Genomic DNA, 18,217 nt, shown 5'->3' on the forward strand with positions numbered 1-18,217 from the left:
TTACTTCTCTACATTTCTGCCGTACTGCTCCAACATTTGGCGGAACATCTCTACACTGAGTCCCATACGTTTGGCTTCACTGGAAAATTGCAGCCAGTCTTTATCCGAAGGAGTTAACTCCTCCCCCACTTCATCCTTTATCAGAGCTTCTATCTGAACGCCGAGCACCTCGGCAATTTTATTCAAGAATTCAATGGACGGATTTTTCTGTATGTTTCGTTCAATCGAGCTCAAATAAGACTTTGCTACGCCTGCCCGTTTGGCCAAATCGGTAAGGGAAAGCCGTTTCTTTTGCCTATACAGCTGGATTCGTTTTCCGATCATTCTGATCTCCTTCTACGTTTTTTGTGGTGGATGGATATATCTCACATAATCTCTTTGATGACTTCAATGTAAGTTTGTTCTATGGCATCTTCGTCGCGTATAACATCAAGTATGAATGTTTCCAGTTCTTCCGCTAAAAATCTTAGATTGGGCTCATCCAACCTTGGGTTCATGTCTGTCGAACACCTCCTTTTGGCTTCATATGAAAATTACGTCAGTTCCCACCTTTCCTGATGCAAAATAAAAATAATACAGGGCATCCAACCCCTCCTCACATCACACCCTCGACGATGTACGTCTAAGGCGGCAAGCCGCCCACAGCATGACCGAGTGCCTACAGTGATAAAGGTGCAGTAGACATTACCTGTACTTGCTTATGCCAAGCTATTCTTTATCGTTCGAACCGTAGTAGTAGTAGTAGTAATAAGGACTTTCCTTATGCTTGCGTTCCTTGTTGTTCAATACGACACCCAGCACCTTCGCATTCACTTGATTTAACCGCTCCAATGCTTTCAGCGCCGTATCCCGCTTGACCTTTCCGCTGTTAAGGACGACAACCACGCCGTCGCATTTGGCCGAGAGCACCTGTGCATCCGTCACCACCAAGGCAGGCGGCGTATCCAGAAGGATGATATCGTACGTTTCTTGCAGCTCCTTCAACTGCTGCTCCATTCGCTTGGAATTCAGCATTTCCGCCGGATTGGGCGGAACAGGACCCGAACAGATCAGAGACAGATGGTCAACATGGGTATCGACAATCGCTTGCTGTAAAGTAAATTGTCCCGCCAAAAGATTGGATAAACCGATGCGATTCGATTTCATAAAGTATCGGTGCAGCGTCGGTTTGCGAAGGTCGGCATCGATAAGGATCACCTTCTTCCCCTCTTGAGCGAAAGCGACGGCCAAATTCGCAATGGTAGTCGTTTTGCCTTCGGACGGTTCCGGTGAAGTGATGACGATACTTCGGATATTATCGTCAATCGTAGAGAATTGAATGTTGGTTCTTAGCGTTCGATAAGCTTCCGATATATAAGATCTCGGGTTCAAATCGGTTATGATGCGATAATCGTTAACCGAGGTTCGCATAGGACTTCTCACCTACCTGCTCGCTTAATGGTTGACCGGTTTTATTATCCTTGAATTCATCCTTATGGATCTTATGGATCGTGACCAATACGGGCAGCTCCAGAATCTGCTGAACGTCCGCTTCCGTCTTGATCGTATCGTCCAGATACTCCAATAAAAAGATAATCCCGATGGTAACCATTAACGACACTACGAAGGAAATCGCCAGATTGAGTTCCGGCTTGGGCTTTACAGGCACCGGATGATCCTGAGTCTTCGCTTCGTTCAAAATCATGACGTTATCGACCTTCATGATGTGCGGGATCTGGTTCTTGAACACCTCCGATACCGCATTGACGACTGCAACGGCTTTGGCATGGGAATAATCCTCTGCAGTTAACGTAATCACTTGCGTATCGTTAACCGAACTCACCTTGATCTTTTCGGTCAGCTGCTCCGAGGTTAATTCCAAATCCGGATACTGTTCCGCCACTTGATCCATGATGGCCGGTGTCTTGATAATTTCTTTGTACGTGTTCACCAGCATGATATTTAACCGGACAATGTCGGTGTTTAACGTTTCGATCCCGCTGATCTCGCTGGATTTATTAACGATCAGCTTGGTGGTTGCGGAATAAACAGGCTTGATATAGAAATAACTGACGATCCCGGTAGTGATGCAAGATACAAGAACGATAACGACTAACATCCAAATCCGTTTTTTGATAATGCTGAAATATTCCTTTAGTTCTAATTCCATGTACATTCTCCGCATTCATTAGAATTTTTAACCTGGAAGACTATTAGATACATTTTGTATCATGCAAAGCGAATTATTTCCCTCCTCTTTATAAAGTTGTTCTTGAATAAGAACACACAATCTCATTTGATTGATACTATCGGTATCATATAACGCACAAATACAATTTATGATACTTTATGTATCATGTCAAGTCGTATTTTTTTTTTTGTAGCGACGATATGTTGAGGAGGTGCGGCTTGGACGGGAAGTCCGGACGGATTCTGAACATCGGAGAGTACCCGGGAGCACTTGACATCGTTGAGATGAAGCTGGGACATGATCTTGTTTACGTCCAACTGAATCTTGGCATAGCTTGAGCTTTGGTTACTCATGGTAAACTCCCCCCTAATCATACGAATTGGTTTGAATTGTTTATAAAAATTCCGTTTTTTTATATTATCACTCTATGATACATTTTGTATCTTGTCAAATGTTTTTTGTGTCGAATCATGTGGTTTTCTAGTTAATTAAGCCAAAAAACAGGCATATTTACCTAAAGTTTTTTTATCCTTGAAAGCGGTCTCCTGATTAAATGGAAAAGCGGAACTCTCCTCGAGAGAGTCCCGCCGGTAAGATTCGCTTAATCGATAAACTTCAAGTAAGTTAACAGACGTTTCAAGATGACGGCTGCTTGGGCTCTTGTCGCCTTTTCTTTCGGTTCGAAACGTTTGTCCTGAACCCCTTCCAGCAAATCTGCCTGCAGTGATTGCTTCACAGATTGTACCGCCCATAGGCTGACTCCGCTGCGGTCTTCGAGCTGATCCCATTTCCCCTCGGCTATTGTGGTTGCAGGCAGCGTCCGCCCTGCAAAACGGCTGGCGCGGGCAATCATCACCGCCAGTTGTTCGCGCTGAATCGGTTCATCCGGCCGGAACGTTCCATCTTCATACCCTTCGATCAACCCGGCGCTGACAGCCGCTTCCACGGAACCGCTGTGCCAGTCGGAGGTCGATACATCCGTAAAGCGCGAGCTGTATCCGGCTTCCTTGATGCCTAAGGAACGAACGAGCAATGCGGTGAACTGAGCCCGGGTCAACGGAGTATCAGGCGAGTAAAGCTCCGCATCCGTTCCGTCCACAATGAGCTTGGATGCCAACGTTTCGATTTCCTTCTTAGCCCAGTGTCCCGAAATATCTTTAAAGGTTTTCTCGGAGGAGATGACGGTATAGACGGTATCATGCGGCGACCTGATATTCACTTGCGTTTGTTCGTCAGACAAGGATGTAAATGTGGACGGAGCAAAATTCAGCCTGCCGGTAACCGGATCGTAGGATACCGCTGTTGAACGGTCGCTGTTTACTTGTCCGGGCAGCGTTACGGTGCGCTCCACATAAATTCCGCTGTAATCGCTGAACGGTGAACGAGTGCCGTTCGTATTTTCAACCCGGATTGAAAAATCGAATGGTTCCGGCAGCAATAAGTTCGCTTTCGTTTGTTGAACAGCCTGATGAACTTGGTTCCTGGCCGTTCCAACAACATCCGATATGGTAATGACCACCTTCTGATTGGCGGAGTTGAGTCTCGCAAAAATAGCTGCGGGCACCGCATAGCTTACGCCATTGCCGGCGAGTCGAACGACCGCTTCGCTTTGAGCGGCGTCTTTTAGCGGCGGCGCAGGAAGCTCGATTTGCAGAGGAAACTCAGCCTTAGTTAAATCGATTTTGATTTCATTCCCGCCGGCTTCACCGGATGCAATCGCTTCGAAAGCCTCCGTAAGCCTGCCGGAATCTACTATGGCTTTCGTTAAGGTTCTTCCGCCCTCGGTCTCTCTGCTTATGGACAGCGCGTCACCCTCCAGGTTACCTGTGAAATCGGACGGAGGAGTTGCCGGAGTTTCCGGTGAAGGAGCACCCGGAGACGGCGTCGGCACTCCGCCTCCGCCGGAATCGCCTCCGCTTCCCCCTTGTCCCAAGCCCCACGCCCGGCTGATGACCGAAGCCCAAGCCAGTACCGCTTTGCGCTCCGAATCGACCTCAGGAATGAACAATCTGACGGTATCGGACAGGTCCTTCCCCGTAATCCCAAGATTGTTCAATAGTTTGCTGATTTTCAGGCCAGGGTCATTGACGATCCTTTGCAGATCCTCTTCAATCATAGAATAAACTTGGTCCGGGTCGGATGCTAACCTTAATAACTGGGATAATGTCATGCTTCTATAGCGGTTGATGATGTTCATTTTAATTTTGCTAATTATCAGATTCACATCGTTCAGCGTCACATCGTTGATGCCGCCGGGAAAACCGCCTAATTTGATCAGCTGATCGACGATCTGCCGATTCTTTTCACTGGTAATAACCGTGTTCAGTCCTCTGCCTTGTTGATCATAATAAAATGCAAGCTCAAGAACCAGGTGCAGCACATTTTCCTGAGTCACCTCAGGGTATGACTCCGATTGGCCCTTCCTGGTTTCAATTTTTCCCCAAACGGGCTTGACCAGATCCCTATTTCCGCTTAGATCCGATCTCATGGCTACCATTCGTTCCCGTGCTTCTTTGATCGCTTGCAACTCCTCAGAAGTCATGATACTTCGGAGCAGGTTGATCTCATCCAGCAGCTGCTTGTTGGGAAACGGCACCGTTGCGGCATAGACCTCTCCTTGAAGCCGATCGGCCAAAGGTACCGGCCCGCAGAGCAGGCTGCCATACACCAAACTAACGCTTAAGGTGGCAACCAGCGTTTTCTTTATTACCATACTTTACCCACTCCTATTGTTTAGTATCTTCAGCTTCATTAGTTATAGCTTATGCTTTTCGCACTTGTGCTCCATAGATGAAAGGATTGAAAGCACGCTGTTTCAGGTTTGAAATTCCAATCGGGGGGCAAAATGATGATATCTATCCGATTGACGGTACGTTGTATCGCTGCAGTCCATTTCAACGGGAACGTTATGTGATCTGCTTCATCATGCAGAGCCAAGCGGCCCGATGCTCAGTCAAAAGTGCAGTTCGGAGATGCCCATAAACTCCGCTGCATAGATTGGTTCATCAGGCATCTTCCCGCAGCTCAAGTTTTTAGGTAATATATGCTCAAAGATTGTTTTATTCGATACAAAATGTTATAAATCAAACAACTATTACTAAAATATGATACGTATCGTATCAGTGTCAAGTGTTTTTTTTACATTTTTTCTTATGAAAACATGGTATAATGAAGTGTAGCGTATTCTTATTGTCATAGCACAATCACAGTCTTTAACGGGGGTTAAATTACATGAAGTATGGGGAGCGCATTGCTTCATTAAGAGAAAAACACGCGATGACACAAGAGGAATTATCTAATAAACTCGGTATCACTCGCGCTTCTCTATCCCACTACGAAAATAACAGAAGAGCGCCGGACTATGATACGATCACGAATATTGCCGGTTTTTTCAATGTATCTATCGATTACTTGTTAGGAAGAACCGACGATCCTCATATTGTGCTTGATGAAGAAGTGAGAGAGTTTGTGGACAGTCTGGAATTATCCGACGACAATATTTTAGAAAAATTCTCTTTGACCATTGACGGAAAAAAGCTGACCCCGGAAGAAGCCAAAAGATTTATTGCTTTTGTTCGAGCCGAACGTTCCATTAATAACGGTTAAATCTCCGGCGTCACGGCATTTTCTCTTAGGACATACAGGCATACCCGCCCCGAATCATAGCCGGATAGCGCCTATCGCCATATCCGCAGCTAATGATCCAGACCCACGTCCGTTTCGATTGCGGCTGCACCGCACCGGTATGACTTTCCGCCCCGTTCCCCTTTGACATCATCCCCGACTTTCGTTAACCCGGCAATAAGGAATAGACTACGGTGATACCCCGTGGGTTTTATCATAAAAAAGGGACTGCTCCTAAGTCATGACTTAGAGGCAGTCCCTTACTATATAGATGATTGAAATTTTTTACAGATCGAAGTACAACGAATATTCGTGCGGATGAATGCGGATGGAAACAGCTTTCGCTTCGTCACGTTTCAAGGAAACGTAGTTGTCGATGAAGTCTTTCGTGAAGACTCCGCCTTCCGTCAAGAACTCATAGTCCGCTTCGAGCGCGTTAAGCGCTTCGTCGAGCGTACCCGGTACGCTGCGGATTTCGCCTTTCTCTGCATCGGACAGCTCGTAGATGTTCTTGTCGAGCGGGCCGTAACCGAGGGCGCGAGGATCGATTTTCTTCTTGATGCCGTCCAGACCTGCAAGCAGCATGGCTGCGAATGCGAGGTAAGGGTTAGCCGTGCTGTCCGGTGTACGGAACTCGATACGACAGCCTTTAGGCGTTACAGCGGCCACCGGAATACGAACGGCTGCCGAACGGTTGCCTTTGGAGAACACGAGGTTAACCGGCGCTTCGTAACCAGGAACCAAACGTTTGAACGAGTTCGTGCTCGGGTTCGTCAATGCGATCAAAGCCGGTGCATGGTACAAGATACCGCCGATGTAGTTCAAAGCGAGCTCGCTCAAGTTACCGTAACCGTTCTTGTCATAGAACAAAGGCTGGTCGCCGTTAAAGATCGATTGGTGAACGTGCATCCCGCTACCGTTATCGCCGAACAGCGGTTTCGGCATGAACGTAGCCACTTTGCCGTATTGGCGAGCTGTGTTTTGCACGATATATTTGTATTTCATCAAGTTATCGGCTGTTTTCGTCAACGTATCGAAACGGAAGTTGATCTCGCCTTGACCCGCAGTCGCCACTTCATGGTGATGACGCTCGATGCGAAGACCGGATTCGATCAACAGACGGCACATTTCGGAACGGATGTCTTGTTGGGAATCCGTCGGAGCAACCGGCACGTATCCGCCTTTATGGCCTACTTTAAAGCCGAGATTGCCGCCTTCTTCTTTACGGTTCGAGTTCCAGTGAGCTTCTTCGGAATCTACGAAGTAGGAAGAAGAGTTTTGTTTGCTCTCGAAACGAACTTCGTCGAAGATGAAAAATTCGGATTCCGGAGCAAAGAATGCTGCCGTACCTACGCCGGCTTTTTTCAAATATTCTTCAGCCTTCTGAGCGATGCTGCGCGGATCGCGCTCATAACGCTCGCCATCAGGCGTATGGATGTTACACATAATAACCAATGTCGGATGAGCAGTGAACGGATCGACAAAGGAGGATTCCGTATCCGGCATCATAACCATGTCGGACTCTTCGATGCCTCTGAAACCGACGATGGAAGAACCGTCGAAGGCTACGCCGTTTTGGAAAGTCTCTTCTTCAACTTCAGATGCAGGAAGGGAGATATGATGCGCTCTACCGTTAAGATCGACGAAACGGAAATCTACCCACTCGATGCCTTTTTCTTTGATGGTATTTAACACGTTTTGAACTGACATGGACTCACTTACCTCCTAAATTCCGAACATTTTGACCTGTTCGAGCGAACATTGTTCAAGTTTTCTCTTGGATATGTGGTTATTATAAAACTTCGCATCAAGAACCGTCAATAGTTATGTAAGGTATTTTTTATGAAGGTGTTAGGTATGCTCACACCCGGCCGGGTTTTAGTCACATTTTCGACAAAAAAATGCTTAATCTCTTGCGGCATCCGCCTGAGATCAAGCATCCTTCTTTAAAAAAACGAATATTCGGTTACGAGTTCACAGCGGCGACGGGTTCCTTGACGGTATCGAAACGTTTGCCGCACAACGGCGCCAGCTTCTCCAAATCCTGCATCAGCCGGGCGAATTGGTCCGGGAACAGCGACTGAACGCCGTCTCCCGTCATGGAGTTGTCGGGGTCCGTATGCATCTCGACGATGAGCCCGTTAGCTCCTGCGGCAACGGACGCCTTGCTCATCGGTTCGACAAGCTCGCGACGACCCGTGCCGTGACTCGGATCGGAAATCACCGGCAGATGGCTGAGCGACTGCAGCACCGGAATCGCCGCCAGATCAAGCGTGTTTCGGGTATAAGACTCGAACGTTCGGATTCCGCGCTCACAAAGCATAACGTTCGGGTTTCCGCCAGCCAGTATATATTCAGCCGCATTCAGAAACTCATCGTACGTCGCGCTGAATCCCCGCTTGAGAAGCACCGGCGTTTGAATCTGGCCGAGCTTGCGCAGCAGATCGAAGTTTTGCATATTGCGCGTGCCGACTTGCAAAATATCGGCGTACTCAGCGCAGACATCCACGTATTCCGGCGTCATCACTTCGGTGATCGTCAGCAACCCGTGCTTCCTGCCGGCTTCCGCCATCATGACGAGACCTTCGACGCCGACGCCTTGAAAGCTGTAAGGACCCGTTCTTGGTTTAAATGCACCGCCGCGCAGCACTTGTGCGCCGCTGGCCTTCACCAGCCGCGCAATCTCATCGATCTGCTCCGGCGATTCGACGGCACACGGTCCGCCCATGACGACCAGCTGATCGCCGCCGATCTCCACGCCTTTCAATTGAATGATCGTGGGATCGGGATGAAAATCGCGGCTGGCCAGCTTATAGGACTTCGAGATTTTCACAACCTGCTCGACGCCGGACAATTGACGCAGCTGCTCGGCCAGCACAGGGCCCGCATTCCCGACGATACCGATAACGGTACGGTCTACGCCGCGTGAAATGTGAGCTTTCACGTCGTGCTTCTCAATATGGTGAACGATTTCGGAAATGCGCTCTTCCGGTGTTTTATTCGAAATGATAGCGATCATGCGGAACACCCTCTCGGTCAAATTTTCGTACATAGACGCTTCGACGCTTATACGCTTTTAAGCTTTTAATCACTAAAGCGAATATACAACGGAGACCCTCTCTCCGTCAAGTCTTGATTATTTTATGATCGTTATCCGTTCCCGTTCGTTGGCAGCAGCAGTTGTTCTTTTCGTTTACGCCGCTTCTCTTTACGGTTTTGGTCGACCCATTGCAGCGTCCAGCGGATCGGAAAGTAAGCGATGATGGCAAGAATGAGACCGTTGATCACGCCTCCGACGAACAGCTTCAAATAGAACTTCAGGAATCGGTCCAGCCATTCCGGCAATCGTTCGATCCAAGCGCCGTGAATGCCGTGAGGCAGCACGAGCGCCCCCATCTGGCGATGAAAAAACATCAGCGGCAAATAAATAACTTTACCGAACATAAAGCCGAGAAGAGCGGACGCCACGCTTGCGCGAAGCAAGTATACCAGCGGAAAGATGAGCAAAAAAGCAAGCCCGCCCGTCGGAAGCGTGAACATCTCGACGAATATCCCGATCGAAAAGCCCATGGCTACCAAGGCAGGCCCGCCTTTGGCCCGGGTCAACTGCAAATATTTATATCGAAACCAGCGACCAATGGATCGGAGCTGGAACGTTTTTTTGAGTTTCGCCATTTTACGCATTTGCTGTTGTCCATTTCCTTCCTTGTCGATTACTTTGCGGCTGCTTTCGTTTTTGGCGTAGGAATTAACCGGCTCAAATTGACGGTCCGGCGAATTTCCCATGTAGCCGGATCGTTCGCCTCGTACTGCTCCAGGAAATGAATAACCTCTTTCGTAATGGGCGTCGGCGTCGATGCCCCGGACGTTACGGCTACGCGCCGCACCGGCTTCAGCCATTCCGTATTCAGTTCGGTGATGTCCGCAATACGATAGGCCTTCACGCCTGCAATCTCCTCGGACACCTGAGCCAGCCGGTTCGAGTTGTTGCTGCGCGGATCGCCGACGACAAGCACGAGATCGGCATCCTTCGCCTGTTCGGCTACCGCTTCCTGACGCACCTGCGTCGCCAGGCATATTTCATTATGAATTTCGGCATGCGGGAATTTCTCGAGCAGACGATTCATAATATGCTTGATATCCCACTGCGACATGGTCGTTTGATTCGTGATCACGATCTTCTCCGCGCTCAGCCCGAGCTCGTCGATTTCCTCCGGCTTTTCAATCAAATGCACGCGCTCCGGCGCGACGCCGATCGCTCCTTCCGGCTCGGGATGGCCTTTCTTCCCGATATAGATGATATGGTAATCTTCCGCCGCTTTCTCGCGAATCAAGTCGTGCGTCTTCGTCACGTCGGGACAAGTCGCATCCACGACAGCCAGCCCCTTCTCGCGCGCGCGGCGGCGAACCTCCGGCGAAACGCCGTGCGCCGTGAAAATGACCGTGCCTTGCTCGATCTGATCCAAGATGTCGAGGCGGTTCGATCCGTCCAGCGTCACGATGCCTTCTTTCTCGAAGAAATCCGTCACATGGGCGTTATGCACAATCATGCCCAATATATATATAGGCCTCGGCAGATTAAAGTTTTTGGCCGTTTGCATGGCCAACGCCATAGCATCCACAACCCCGTAACAATAACCGCGGGGGGATATTTTGATCACGTCCATGCTTGCACCGCCTGTCGAAAATAGTCTTTATTTTTATTATACCTCATTCCCCTCACCGATGGAATGGCTGCTCTCCCGACCGCCCTCGAGCCCCGATCCGTGGGCAACCGGAAACCAGACCACGAACGTCGTCCCTTCGCCTTTGCTCGTCGTTACTTCGATGGACCCCTGATGCTCGTCAATGATCCACTTGGCGATCGACAAGCCTAGACCGGTGCCGGTTTTTTGTCCACGCGACACGTCCGCCCGGTAGAACCGTTCGAAGATATGCGGCACTTCCTCTTTCTCCATGCCGATTCCCGTGTCTGCGATACGAATCCCGACCTGCCCGCCGTGACGCAGCGCGTCCATCCGCACGAAGCCGTGCTCCGTGTACTTGAACGCATTCTCGATGAAAATGAAAATCAGCTGCTGCAAATAATCTTGATTGCCGTAGATGGAAATATCCTCGGCCGGCGATAAATCTCCCACGATCCATTCGGCTGAGCGCGGAAGCATCTGAGCTTTGCGCGCCACCTCTTCCAGCAGCGGCTTCACCGCCAGCTCCCGCTTCTCGATCTGGAAGCCCGCATCCGCCCGCGCGAGCGCCAGCAGGTCATTAACCAACCTGGACATCCGCTGCGCTTCGCCGGAAATATCGCGCATCGCTTCCAGACTGAGCTCCACGGCCGGCAAATTCGACGGCTCTGCCTGCATCATCTGCTTCCACATCTTCTCGAGCAGCTCGACGTTGCCGCGAATCGTCGTGAGCGGCGTCCGCAGCTCGTGCGACGCGTCCGAGACGAACCGCCGCTGCGCGCTATAAGCTTCTTCCAGCTCGGCGTAAGCGCCCTGAAGCCGGCCCAGCATGCCGTTGATCGTTTCGATCAGCACGCCGATTTCGTCGCCGGGCCCCTGATACTCGATGCGCCGCTGCAGATCCGCCCCCTTCTCGATCTGATTGGTCGCCGCTATGACCTGTTCGATCGGGCGCAGCGCCTTCCTCGCGAGAAACCACCCGATCGAGGCGGCGAGCACGATCACAAGCAGCATGGACAAAGTCAGCACCAAACGCAGCAGCACGAGCACCCGTTCGGATTGCCCAACGAAGAAAGCCGCCTGCAGCATGCCGATCGGCTGGTCCTTCGGGCCGAAGAACGCGGTTGGATACACCGGCGCGTTGTAAACGAGAAAGTCGTATCCGTCGATTTTCACCTTGTCGAACACGCATTCCTGGGCAAGCACACAGTTGACTTTAGACGGCGTCACATCCGGAAATTCGATGCCCGCTTCTATTAAGTCCGATGCGCGAAATTTACGCCCGTCCTGCAAATTGACGATCTGTACCAGCAGCTTGCTGCTGCGAATCGAGTTTCGTCCCTCCAGCTCGAAATTGAAGCTGAAGCCTTGCGACGATACGGTAGGCAGCGCCCGGACCCGTTGAAGCACATAATTCGCCTCGTCCTTTAATTCCGTCTTGATGCCGCTAAACAAAATGTAGTTCATGAAAAAATAAAGCCCCAACGCCAGGATCAGCAACGTAGCCGTCAGTATCCCGGTGTACCATAACGTCAGGCGCAGACGTATCGACATGTCAGCCTTCTCCTCTTAGCACGTAACCCGCTCCGCGCACGGTCTGTATCAGGCGCTTATGCCCGTACTCCTCCGTTTTTTGCCGAAGCAGCGCAATATATACCTCCAGCACGTTCGATTCTCCGCTGTAGTCGTATCCCCATATTTTTTCCATAATGATATCGCGGGACAAGACGCGGCGCGGATTTTGCAGGAACAGGTGGAGCAGATCGAACTCCTTCGTCGTCAGCTCGATCCGTTGGCCGCCCCGGAACACTTCGCGCGTATCGAGATCCATGAACACATCCTGATACTGCAGCTTGTTCGCCTGGGTCTCGGCTTTCTCGGACGTTTTGCGCCGCAGGAGAACGCGAACGCGAGCTAAGAGCTCCTCGAGCGCGAACGGCTTGACCAAATAATCGTCCGCTCCCAAATCGAGACCTTTTACCCGATCGGACACTTCATCCTTCGCGGTCAGCATCAGCACCGGCACATCGGAGCCGCCTTCGCGAATGCGTCTGACGACCTCCCAGCCGTCGAGCTGCGGCATCATGACATCGAGGATGACAACATCCGGCTCGTTCTCCAGTATTTGCTTCAAGCCGTCCATGCCGTGATTGGCAGTAAACACCATGTACCCTTCGAAAGCCAGGCTGCGGCGGAGCATGGACGTAATTTTCTCATCGTCGTCGATGACTAATATTTTTTCTCTCATTTCGGTATACACCTGCCTCTGCCTTTATTGTAACGGAATTTGCTTGCCGAATCTAATGGTGCCAGCTCGTCTTCACGCAAAAAAAGAAGCAGGGCTTTTCTGCATACGTTGCCCTGCTTCTTTCCCTTGCAAGCTTGCGCTTACGGCATATTATTCCGCATTGCGGTTGCCGATCGTTACTTCAATGACTTGCTTCTTGCCGTCCCGCATAATGCCCAGGCTTACTTTATCGCCAACCTTCGTTTTCTTGATTGCTTCACTGATTTCCGAAGACGTCTTCACTTTCGTGCCGTTCAATTCGACGATGACGTCGTAAGGACGAATCCCTGCGCTGAAGGCCGGGCTCTTACGCTCGACTTGCGCGACGATTGCGCCTTCGTTATTTTCAAGCTTCAGCTCGGCAATCCATTCCTTGTCGATATCCTGCATGGAAATGCCCATATACGGAGCCGGCTCTTTCGGAATTTTCACATTGTTCTTCAGGTTGTCAAGAACCGAAGAGATTGTGCTTGTCGGAATCGCAAAGCCGATGCCTTGCGCTTGTGCGCTAACCGCCGTATTGATGCCGATCACTTCACCGTTCAGGTTAAGCAGCGGGCCGCCGGAATTCCCCGGGTTAATCGACGCGTCGGTTTGCAGCAAATGCTTGTAATCGCGCGTGCCGTTCTGATCCGGGATGCTGATCGGACGCTCTTTCGCGCTCAAGACGCCAACGGTGACCGTATGATCAAAGCCGTACGGGTTGCCGATCGCCACGACCCAATCGCCTACGTTCAAATCGTCCGCGCTGCCGAGCGGCAGAACCGGGAATTCTTTGCCGTTTTCCGGCGTTATTTTCAGCGCGGCGAGGTCGAGATCGTAGCTGTTGCCGAGCAGTTCGGCTTTGAACGGCTTCTCGTGACCCTGCACGTATACCCAAATTTCGTCCGCGCCTTCGATGACGTGCTCGTTAGTCAGAATATATCCGGATTTCTCGAAGATAAAACCGGTTCCCATCCCGCCGGGCTGCAATTGTCCGGAATTGTCCTGCTGTCCGTTCGTCCCGAAGTCGTCGCCGAAAAATTGACGAAAGAACGGATCGTTGAAGAGCGAGCTGCCGCCTCTCGAAGAGCTCTTCGCCTTCACCTTCGTCTCGATCTTCACGACCGCAGGGCTCGCCTGTTCGACGATTCCCGAGATGTTGTTAGGACGGGACATATCGAGCGCGGTCGGCTTCACCCCGCCATTGTTCGAGGAGCCTGCCGACGCCGAGCCTGTCGAGCCCGAACCGTTACCGGCCATCACGCCTTGCGCGCCGGTGAACAGGTTCATGCGGTCCGAGGCAAACATCAACGAGCCGACGACCAGCACACCCGCCATGAACGAGATGAACAAGCCCCGGAAACCGCTGTTCTTCTTCGGCGGCTTGCCGAACTGCCATTGACCGGCAGACGGCTGCTCAGCGCTCTCGTTTGTATAATAAGAACGAACCGGTTTGGGCGGCGTCACTTCGACTGGAGCGGAACCGACGCTGTCGCCGGCCATTGAATCCGAAGTCGAAGCCTTCGGTTTATAAGGACCGTAAGCGAAATAGTGCGAAGAGCGGCTTTCCGTCTCTTCCGGCAAGCTAGTTTTCGCCCCCTCATTATCGCTTGTCGTCTGTTCGCGCCGCTCCCGCTCTTCCGGCTTGCGGAAGAAATCGTTAAACGGGTTATAATTGTTGTTATTGTTGTTGTTGTTATTGTTGTTTTGATCCATCTTCCATGCCCTCCGTTTCTCAAACTACGAGATTGATATAATGGCAACTGCTGCTGGAGGATTCGTTCCCCTTGATTCACATATTGCACGTCGAACCTTAAAGAAACCTTAAAGAAACCTAAAACGGAGTTAAAAGTATGTATACTTCCTGGGAGACGTTCACCCGAGAGATAGTCAGCCCAAAGAAGACCAGAGGGCTCAGCCTTGGTCTTCGAGCAGCCATTCGATTTCATTGGGGAAGCCAGCCGCTCTCCACTTCTTTCAGCAGCGTCTTCGCTTGGCTCACCCATTTGTCCTCCACCGGAGCGTTTTTGTCGAGCGGATCTTGAAATTGGTTAACCAACGACGTCACGAAACCGGCCTGGGCGTTCTTATCCATGCCTTCATTGTACACGTGCTTCAGCACAAACGGGGAGCCAATCTCAATAACCGCCGTCGTCGATTCATTATCACCGTCGAGCACCCCGTGGGTCACCTGGAACGGTATGCGCAGCCACACCTTGTGCGCTTCGTCCAAATACCGATCGAAATAACCGTGGTCGTAATCCCAGTTCCCGCCGAGCGAGAACTCCTTCGTATTTAAATACTGCCGGACCTGATTGAAAGCTTCCTCGCGTCCGACCAGCGTCGACTCCAATGGAACCATGGGATCCCCTCCGCAAAAAAATTCATACCCAAACTCCTAGATAGGATGAACGTTTTCCGGTAAAAATATGCTCATCGCCCGGTTCAATCATTTTTCGGGTCCAAGCCGCGGAACAGGGTTCGTTGACGGATTATTGCGTATGTAAATTAATCTAACGCATTCCGTTGACATTGTTGTCATGAGAACCTTATAATGAGGAACGAAAACGCTTCAATGAGTAAAAAGAGGAGTGAACGTTCATGGATTTAACCGCCATACAGAGCGGTTTGGATACGATCTGGGTCGTGCTGACCGCTGCCATGATCTTGTTGATGGAAGGCGGCTTCGCTTTGTTGGAAGCCGGGTTCGTTCGGCAAAAAAACGCCGTCAGCATCATCATGAAGGTATTCGTCGACATTGCCTTCGGGGCTCTTATTTTTTCTTTTTCGGTTTCGGACTCATGTATGGCAAAGATTTCCACGGCTTGATCGGAACGACCGGCTTTATCATGGGAGGAGATCTTTCCCATATTCAGCTTACGATTACGCATGATACGTACTGGTTGTTCCAATGCGCATTCGTCATCGCCGTCATCTCCATCGTCTCCGGAGCGGTGGCGGAACGGATCAATTTTCATGCGTACATCTTGTTCACCGTTGCCATGACAGGTTTTATTTACCCGATTGCCGGACACTGGGTATGGAGCGCCGGCGGCTGGCTCGGCGGCCTCGGCATGATTGACTTCGCCGGTTCGGCCACCATCCACGCTTTAGGCGGCTTTGCAGCCTTGGCCGCGGCGATCCTGATCGGACCGCGGATCGGCAAGTTTTCGGAAAGCGGCGCGGCGAACATCGTGCCGCCGTCCAACTTGCCGCTCGCCTCCGTCGGCGCCTTTATTTTATGGTTCGGCTGGTTCGGGTTCAATTCGGGCAGCACGCTCAGCGCAACCAACGGTTCGATCGGCCACATCGCCGTCACGACGATGCTTGCGGCCGCTTCCGGCGGAGCGACTTGCATTCTGTTTACGATGATCCGCTACCGTAAAGCGGACCCGCCGATGGTCATTAACGGCTCGTTAGCGGGTCTCGTCGGCATCACGGCCGGCTGCGCGTTCGTCAGCGACTTGGCGGCGATCCTGATCGGTGCGGTATGCGGGATCGCCATGGTATTCGCAACCGAATTTCTTGAATCGAGACGGATCGACGATCCGGTCGGCGCGTTCGCGGTTCACGGCGTTAGCGGCAGCCTGGGAGCGCTCGCCGTCGGACTCTTCGCCCAGCCTGAACTGACGGAAGGCATCGGCCAAGGCTACAGCGGCTTGTTCTACGGCGGCGGCTTCCAATTGCTCGGCGTTCAAGCGCTCGGCTTAGTCGTCATCATCATCTGGGGCTTTTCCATGACCTGGATCGCCTTCAAGCTGATCAATAAAATGGTTCCCATCCGCGTCAGCCGCGACGAAGAACTCGTCGGCCTCGATGTCGGTATCCACGGCGTCCCGGCCTACAGCCAGGAGCACGATTTCATCGAGCTGAAACAGCTTAAAAATCGATAAGTCAACCTGAGGCTGCCGCAAGACAGCCTCGGGTTTCCCTCGCAACAAAAAAACACTTCCGTCTCGCGACAGAAGCGCTAACCCTTACGATCTATACAGGTTTCGATTGCAGTTCTTTCTCCAGCTCTTCGCTAACGTCGATCAAGTCGGTAGGCTGACTTTCGGTCAAGATGGCACGGGCTTGCTCGACCTCCAGACGCAGCGATCGAATTTGTTCCATAGGTTTCTTCACATAATGAATGTATTCGACGGCAAGATGATGATCCGGCTTTTTACCCGCAAATATACGACGAAAAGCTGACATAGACTGATAGCTTCGTTCTTCCATTGCACGCCGTTTCTCATAACGTCCGATCGCTTGCTCGATTTCCGTGATTTGCGCCTCTCTATGAGCGATGTAAGCTTCTAAAAAAGGGTATATCTCAGCCGCTTTTCGCTTATTTACGCGCATCGAGTTCCCTGTCAGCAAAGCGTTAATCATGAAACATCACCTGTCCTAATATGTTAACATTCATAACAATAGATTTATTTTACACTAAAATACAGCCTTTGAAAACATTAAATTTAACATAAGCGAAAAAACACTAAAAAAGAGACCTGGACGTTAAGCGTCCAAGTCTCCGTTGTTGTATGAAGTATACTTGCTTTATTTTTGAGATTCATTTACTTTTCGGTTTTGCACGGCATTCTTCGCGTTGTTCTCAGCAGCAGCAGACCCTGCTTCAGCCCCTACTTCTTCGGAAAACTCAGCGTTGTACTTTTGGTTTTGGTTTTGAATTTTGTTGTTTTGTTTGTTAGTGGCCATCGCTATCACCTCCCTGACAACCATAGTATGGTCCGAAAGGAGGTGGGTTATGATGGAAACTTATAGCAGCAGCTCTTCCTTGAGCTGGTTCCATAGCGCTTCGGTAATTTTGCCGCCGCCTTTTTTGACGACAAATACATTCAATGTTTTCTTGCCCCATTCTTTGTACACTTGATCTTTGGTCTCGAAATACAAGTCAATTCGCTTCCCTTTAATGGCGCTGCCGGTATCGGCGACGACGCCGTAGCCGTAACCCGGAATGTACAGCACCGTACCTAACGGAAATACATGCGGATCGGCGGCAATCGTAGAAAAAGAGGTGTGATCCCGCGTCACCTTGAGCCCGGAATAGGTTACACCGTACTCGGGATGGCCCGGGTTTTTGCCGGTCGACTCTCTACCTGCGTAATAGCCCGTCGCCGTTACTTGAACGGCCGTCAGTTTCGTAAGATCCTGCCGTTGATGCGGAAACAGCTTGTAGTTTTGTTGTCGGCTTGCCGCGGCCTCGGCGTTATTAGCGGCCGTTACAGGCTTGCTCTCTGGCTGGGAATGGGTAACCGTCGTCGTTTTGGATGAAGCAAGAACATTCGGCGCGGAAGCCGTAATGGCTTCGACTCGCGTCGATCGTCCGCTTTCAGGTAAGACGGACGGCTGTCGCTTATTTTCAAACCATATCAATACGGACAGCATCAACGCGATGAAACAAATCCATTTTGCATGGCTTGCGGTTCTAGGTAACATAAGTTTTTTTAAAACCTCCCCTTAATATAA

Annotated in this window: 18 protein-coding genes and 1 pseudogene; 2 read left to right on the top strand and 17 right to left on the bottom strand. The window is 50.8% G+C overall.

Translation table 11 applies throughout. From position 1 onward, the window contains the following. The 5 genes from JMF85_RS25580 to JMF85_RS25595 form a co-directional block, all read right to left on the bottom strand. On the bottom strand, positions 1-324 hold the full coding sequence (locus tag JMF85_RS25580; protein WP_201319222.1) for an XRE family transcriptional regulator: 324 nt from the start codon (positions 322-324) through the stop codon (positions 1-3). Positions 325-365: 41 nt separating this feature from the next. Then, entirely contained in the window at positions 366-497 is a 132-nt protein-coding gene (locus JMF85_RS28490) for a hypothetical protein (protein ID WP_269103773.1), read from the bottom strand. Between the two features lie 211 nt (positions 498-708). Further along, entirely contained in the window at positions 709-1,410 is a 702-nt protein-coding gene (locus JMF85_RS25585) for a CpsD/CapB family tyrosine-protein kinase (protein ID WP_201319223.1), read from the bottom strand. Next, complete coding sequence (locus JMF85_RS25590) at positions 1,394-2,149, bottom strand: YveK family protein (protein ID WP_201319224.1); 756 nt, start codon at positions 2,147-2,149, stop codon at positions 1,394-1,396. Before JMF85_RS25590 ends, JMF85_RS25585 begins: the two co-directional genes overlap by 17 nt. 622 nt (positions 2,150-2,771) lie before the next feature. Further along, positions 2,772-4,883, bottom strand: a complete 2,112-nt coding sequence (locus JMF85_RS25595) for an S-layer homology domain-containing protein (protein WP_201319225.1) — start codon at positions 4,881-4,883, stop codon at positions 2,772-2,774. A 518-nt stretch (positions 4,884-5,401) separates the two neighbouring features. Here JMF85_RS25595 and JMF85_RS25600 point away from each other — a divergent pair. Then, on the top strand, positions 5,402-5,776 hold the full coding sequence (locus JMF85_RS25600) for a helix-turn-helix domain-containing protein (protein WP_201319226.1): 375 nt from the start codon (positions 5,402-5,404) through the stop codon (positions 5,774-5,776). A gap of 89 nt (positions 5,777-5,865) precedes the next feature. On the opposite strand, the gene JMF85_RS25605 is transcribed toward JMF85_RS25600, so the two are convergent. From JMF85_RS25605 to JMF85_RS25645, 9 genes are all read right to left on the bottom strand, one after another. Further along, positions 5,866-6,012, bottom strand: coding sequence for a hypothetical protein (locus JMF85_RS25605; protein ID WP_201319227.1), 147 nt, complete (start codon positions 6,010-6,012; stop codon positions 5,866-5,868). 67 nt (positions 6,013-6,079) lie between these two features. Beyond that, positions 6,080-7,504 (bottom strand): type I glutamate--ammonia ligase, encoded by a 1,425-nt coding sequence (glnA, locus tag JMF85_RS25610; protein WP_127608323.1) that lies wholly within the window; start codon positions 7,502-7,504, stop codon positions 6,080-6,082. Positions 7,505-7,760: 256 nt separating this feature from the next. Further along, a complete protein-coding gene (aroF, locus tag JMF85_RS25615) occupies positions 7,761-8,813 on the bottom strand; it encodes a 3-deoxy-7-phosphoheptulonate synthase (protein ID WP_054796092.1) in 1,053 nt (350 codons plus the stop codon). Between the two features lie 131 nt (positions 8,814-8,944). Next, on the bottom strand, positions 8,945-9,580 hold the full coding sequence (locus JMF85_RS25620) for a DUF2062 domain-containing protein (protein ID WP_236595999.1): 636 nt from the start codon (positions 9,578-9,580) through the stop codon (positions 8,945-8,947). After that, positions 9,508-10,461, bottom strand: coding sequence for a 4-hydroxy-3-methylbut-2-enyl diphosphate reductase (locus tag JMF85_RS25625; protein WP_201319228.1), 954 nt, complete (start codon positions 10,459-10,461; stop codon positions 9,508-9,510). The genes JMF85_RS25620 and JMF85_RS25625 overlap by 73 nt, the downstream gene beginning before the upstream one ends. A gap of 36 nt (positions 10,462-10,497) precedes the next feature. Next, the gene (locus tag JMF85_RS25630) at positions 10,498-12,033 is read right to left on the bottom strand and encodes a sensor histidine kinase (protein WP_127608325.1); all 1,536 of its coding nucleotides are present in this window, start codon (positions 12,031-12,033) and stop codon (positions 10,498-10,500) included. A gap of 1 nt (position 12,034) precedes the next feature. After that, the gene (locus tag JMF85_RS25635; protein ID WP_127608326.1) at positions 12,035-12,727 is read right to left on the bottom strand and encodes a response regulator transcription factor; all 693 of its coding nucleotides are present in this window, start codon (positions 12,725-12,727) and stop codon (positions 12,035-12,037) included. A gap of 150 nt (positions 12,728-12,877) precedes the next feature. Further along, on the bottom strand, positions 12,878-14,464 hold the full coding sequence (locus JMF85_RS25640) for a S1C family serine protease (RefSeq protein WP_201319229.1): 1,587 nt from the start codon (positions 14,462-14,464) through the stop codon (positions 12,878-12,880). A 229-nt stretch (positions 14,465-14,693) separates the two neighbouring features. Beyond that, positions 14,694-15,110, bottom strand: coding sequence for a YugN family protein (locus tag JMF85_RS25645; RefSeq protein WP_127608328.1), 417 nt, complete (start codon positions 15,108-15,110; stop codon positions 14,694-14,696). A 239-nt stretch (positions 15,111-15,349) separates the two neighbouring features. Here JMF85_RS25645 and JMF85_RS25650 point away from each other — a divergent pair. Beyond that, positions 15,350-16,641, top strand: a pseudogene (locus JMF85_RS25650) (ammonium transporter). Between the two features lie 91 nt (positions 16,642-16,732). Here JMF85_RS25650 and JMF85_RS25655 read toward each other — a convergent pair. The 3 genes from JMF85_RS25655 to JMF85_RS25665 form a co-directional block, all read right to left on the bottom strand. Beyond that, the gene (locus JMF85_RS25655; protein ID WP_174817585.1) at positions 16,733-17,122 is read right to left on the bottom strand and encodes a hypothetical protein; all 390 of its coding nucleotides are present in this window, start codon (positions 17,120-17,122) and stop codon (positions 16,733-16,735) included. Between the two features lie 165 nt (positions 17,123-17,287). Continuing rightward, a complete protein-coding gene (locus tag JMF85_RS25660; protein ID WP_201319230.1) occupies positions 17,288-17,446 on the bottom strand; it encodes a hypothetical protein in 159 nt (52 codons plus the stop codon). 60 nt (positions 17,447-17,506) lie between these two features. Continuing rightward, the gene (locus tag JMF85_RS25665) at positions 17,507-18,187 is read right to left on the bottom strand and encodes a 3D domain-containing protein (protein WP_201319231.1); all 681 of its coding nucleotides are present in this window, start codon (positions 18,185-18,187) and stop codon (positions 17,507-17,509) included. Positions 18,188-18,217 lie beyond the last annotated feature (30 nt).

It is taken from the genome of Paenibacillus sp. EPM92 (assembly GCF_016586185.1).
GTDB classification, from domain to species: Bacteria; Bacillota; Bacilli; order Paenibacillales; family NBRC-103111; genus Paenibacillus_G; species Paenibacillus_G validus.

Coding starts and splice junctions, on each gene's coding strand:
- JMF85_RS25580 (WP_201319222.1), bottom strand. CDS start 324: ATGATCGGAAAACGAATCCAGCTGTATAGGCAAAAGAAACGGCTTTCC.
- JMF85_RS28490 (WP_269103773.1), bottom strand. CDS start 497: ATGAACCCAAGGTTGGATGAGCCCAATCTAAGATTTTTAGCGGAAGAA.
- JMF85_RS25585 (WP_201319223.1), bottom strand. CDS start 1,410: ATGCGAACCTCGGTTAACGATTATCGCATCATAACCGATTTGAACCCG.
- JMF85_RS25590 (WP_201319224.1), bottom strand. CDS start 2,149: ATGGAATTAGAACTAAAGGAATATTTCAGCATTATCAAAAAACGGATT.
- JMF85_RS25595 (WP_201319225.1), bottom strand. CDS start 4,883: ATGGTAATAAAGAAAACGCTGGTTGCCACCTTAAGCGTTAGTTTGGTG.
- JMF85_RS25600 (WP_201319226.1), top strand. CDS start 5,402: ATGAAGTATGGGGAGCGCATTGCTTCATTAAGAGAAAAACACGCGATG.
- JMF85_RS25605 (WP_201319227.1), bottom strand. CDS start 6,012: ATGATAAAACCCACGGGGTATCACCGTAGTCTATTCCTTATTGCCGGG.
- glnA (WP_127608323.1), bottom strand. CDS start 7,504: ATGTCAGTTCAAAACGTGTTAAATACCATCAAAGAAAAAGGCATCGAG.
- aroF (WP_054796092.1), bottom strand. CDS start 8,813: ATGATCGCTATCATTTCGAATAAAACACCGGAAGAGCGCATTTCCGAA.
- JMF85_RS25620 (WP_236595999.1), bottom strand. CDS start 9,580: ATGGGAAATTCGCCGGACCGTCAATTTGAGCCGGTTAATTCCTACGCC.
- JMF85_RS25625 (WP_201319228.1), bottom strand. CDS start 10,461: ATGGACGTGATCAAAATATCCCCCCGCGGTTATTGTTACGGGGTTGTG.
- JMF85_RS25630 (WP_127608325.1), bottom strand. CDS start 12,033: ATGTCGATACGTCTGCGCCTGACGTTATGGTACACCGGGATACTGACG.
- JMF85_RS25635 (WP_127608326.1), bottom strand. CDS start 12,727: ATGAGAGAAAAAATATTAGTCATCGACGACGATGAGAAAATTACGTCC.
- JMF85_RS25640 (WP_201319229.1), bottom strand. CDS start 14,464: ATGGATCAAAACAACAATAACAACAACAACAATAACAACAATTATAAC.
- JMF85_RS25645 (WP_127608328.1), bottom strand. CDS start 15,110: ATGGTTCCATTGGAGTCGACGCTGGTCGGACGCGAGGAAGCTTTCAAT.
- JMF85_RS25655 (WP_174817585.1), bottom strand. CDS start 17,122: ATGATTAACGCTTTGCTGACAGGGAACTCGATGCGCGTAAATAAGCGA.
- JMF85_RS25660 (WP_201319230.1), bottom strand. CDS start 17,446: ATGGCCACTAACAAACAAAACAACAAAATTCAAAACCAAAACCAAAAG.
- JMF85_RS25665 (WP_201319231.1), bottom strand. CDS start 18,187: ATGTTACCTAGAACCGCAAGCCATGCAAAATGGATTTGTTTCATCGCG.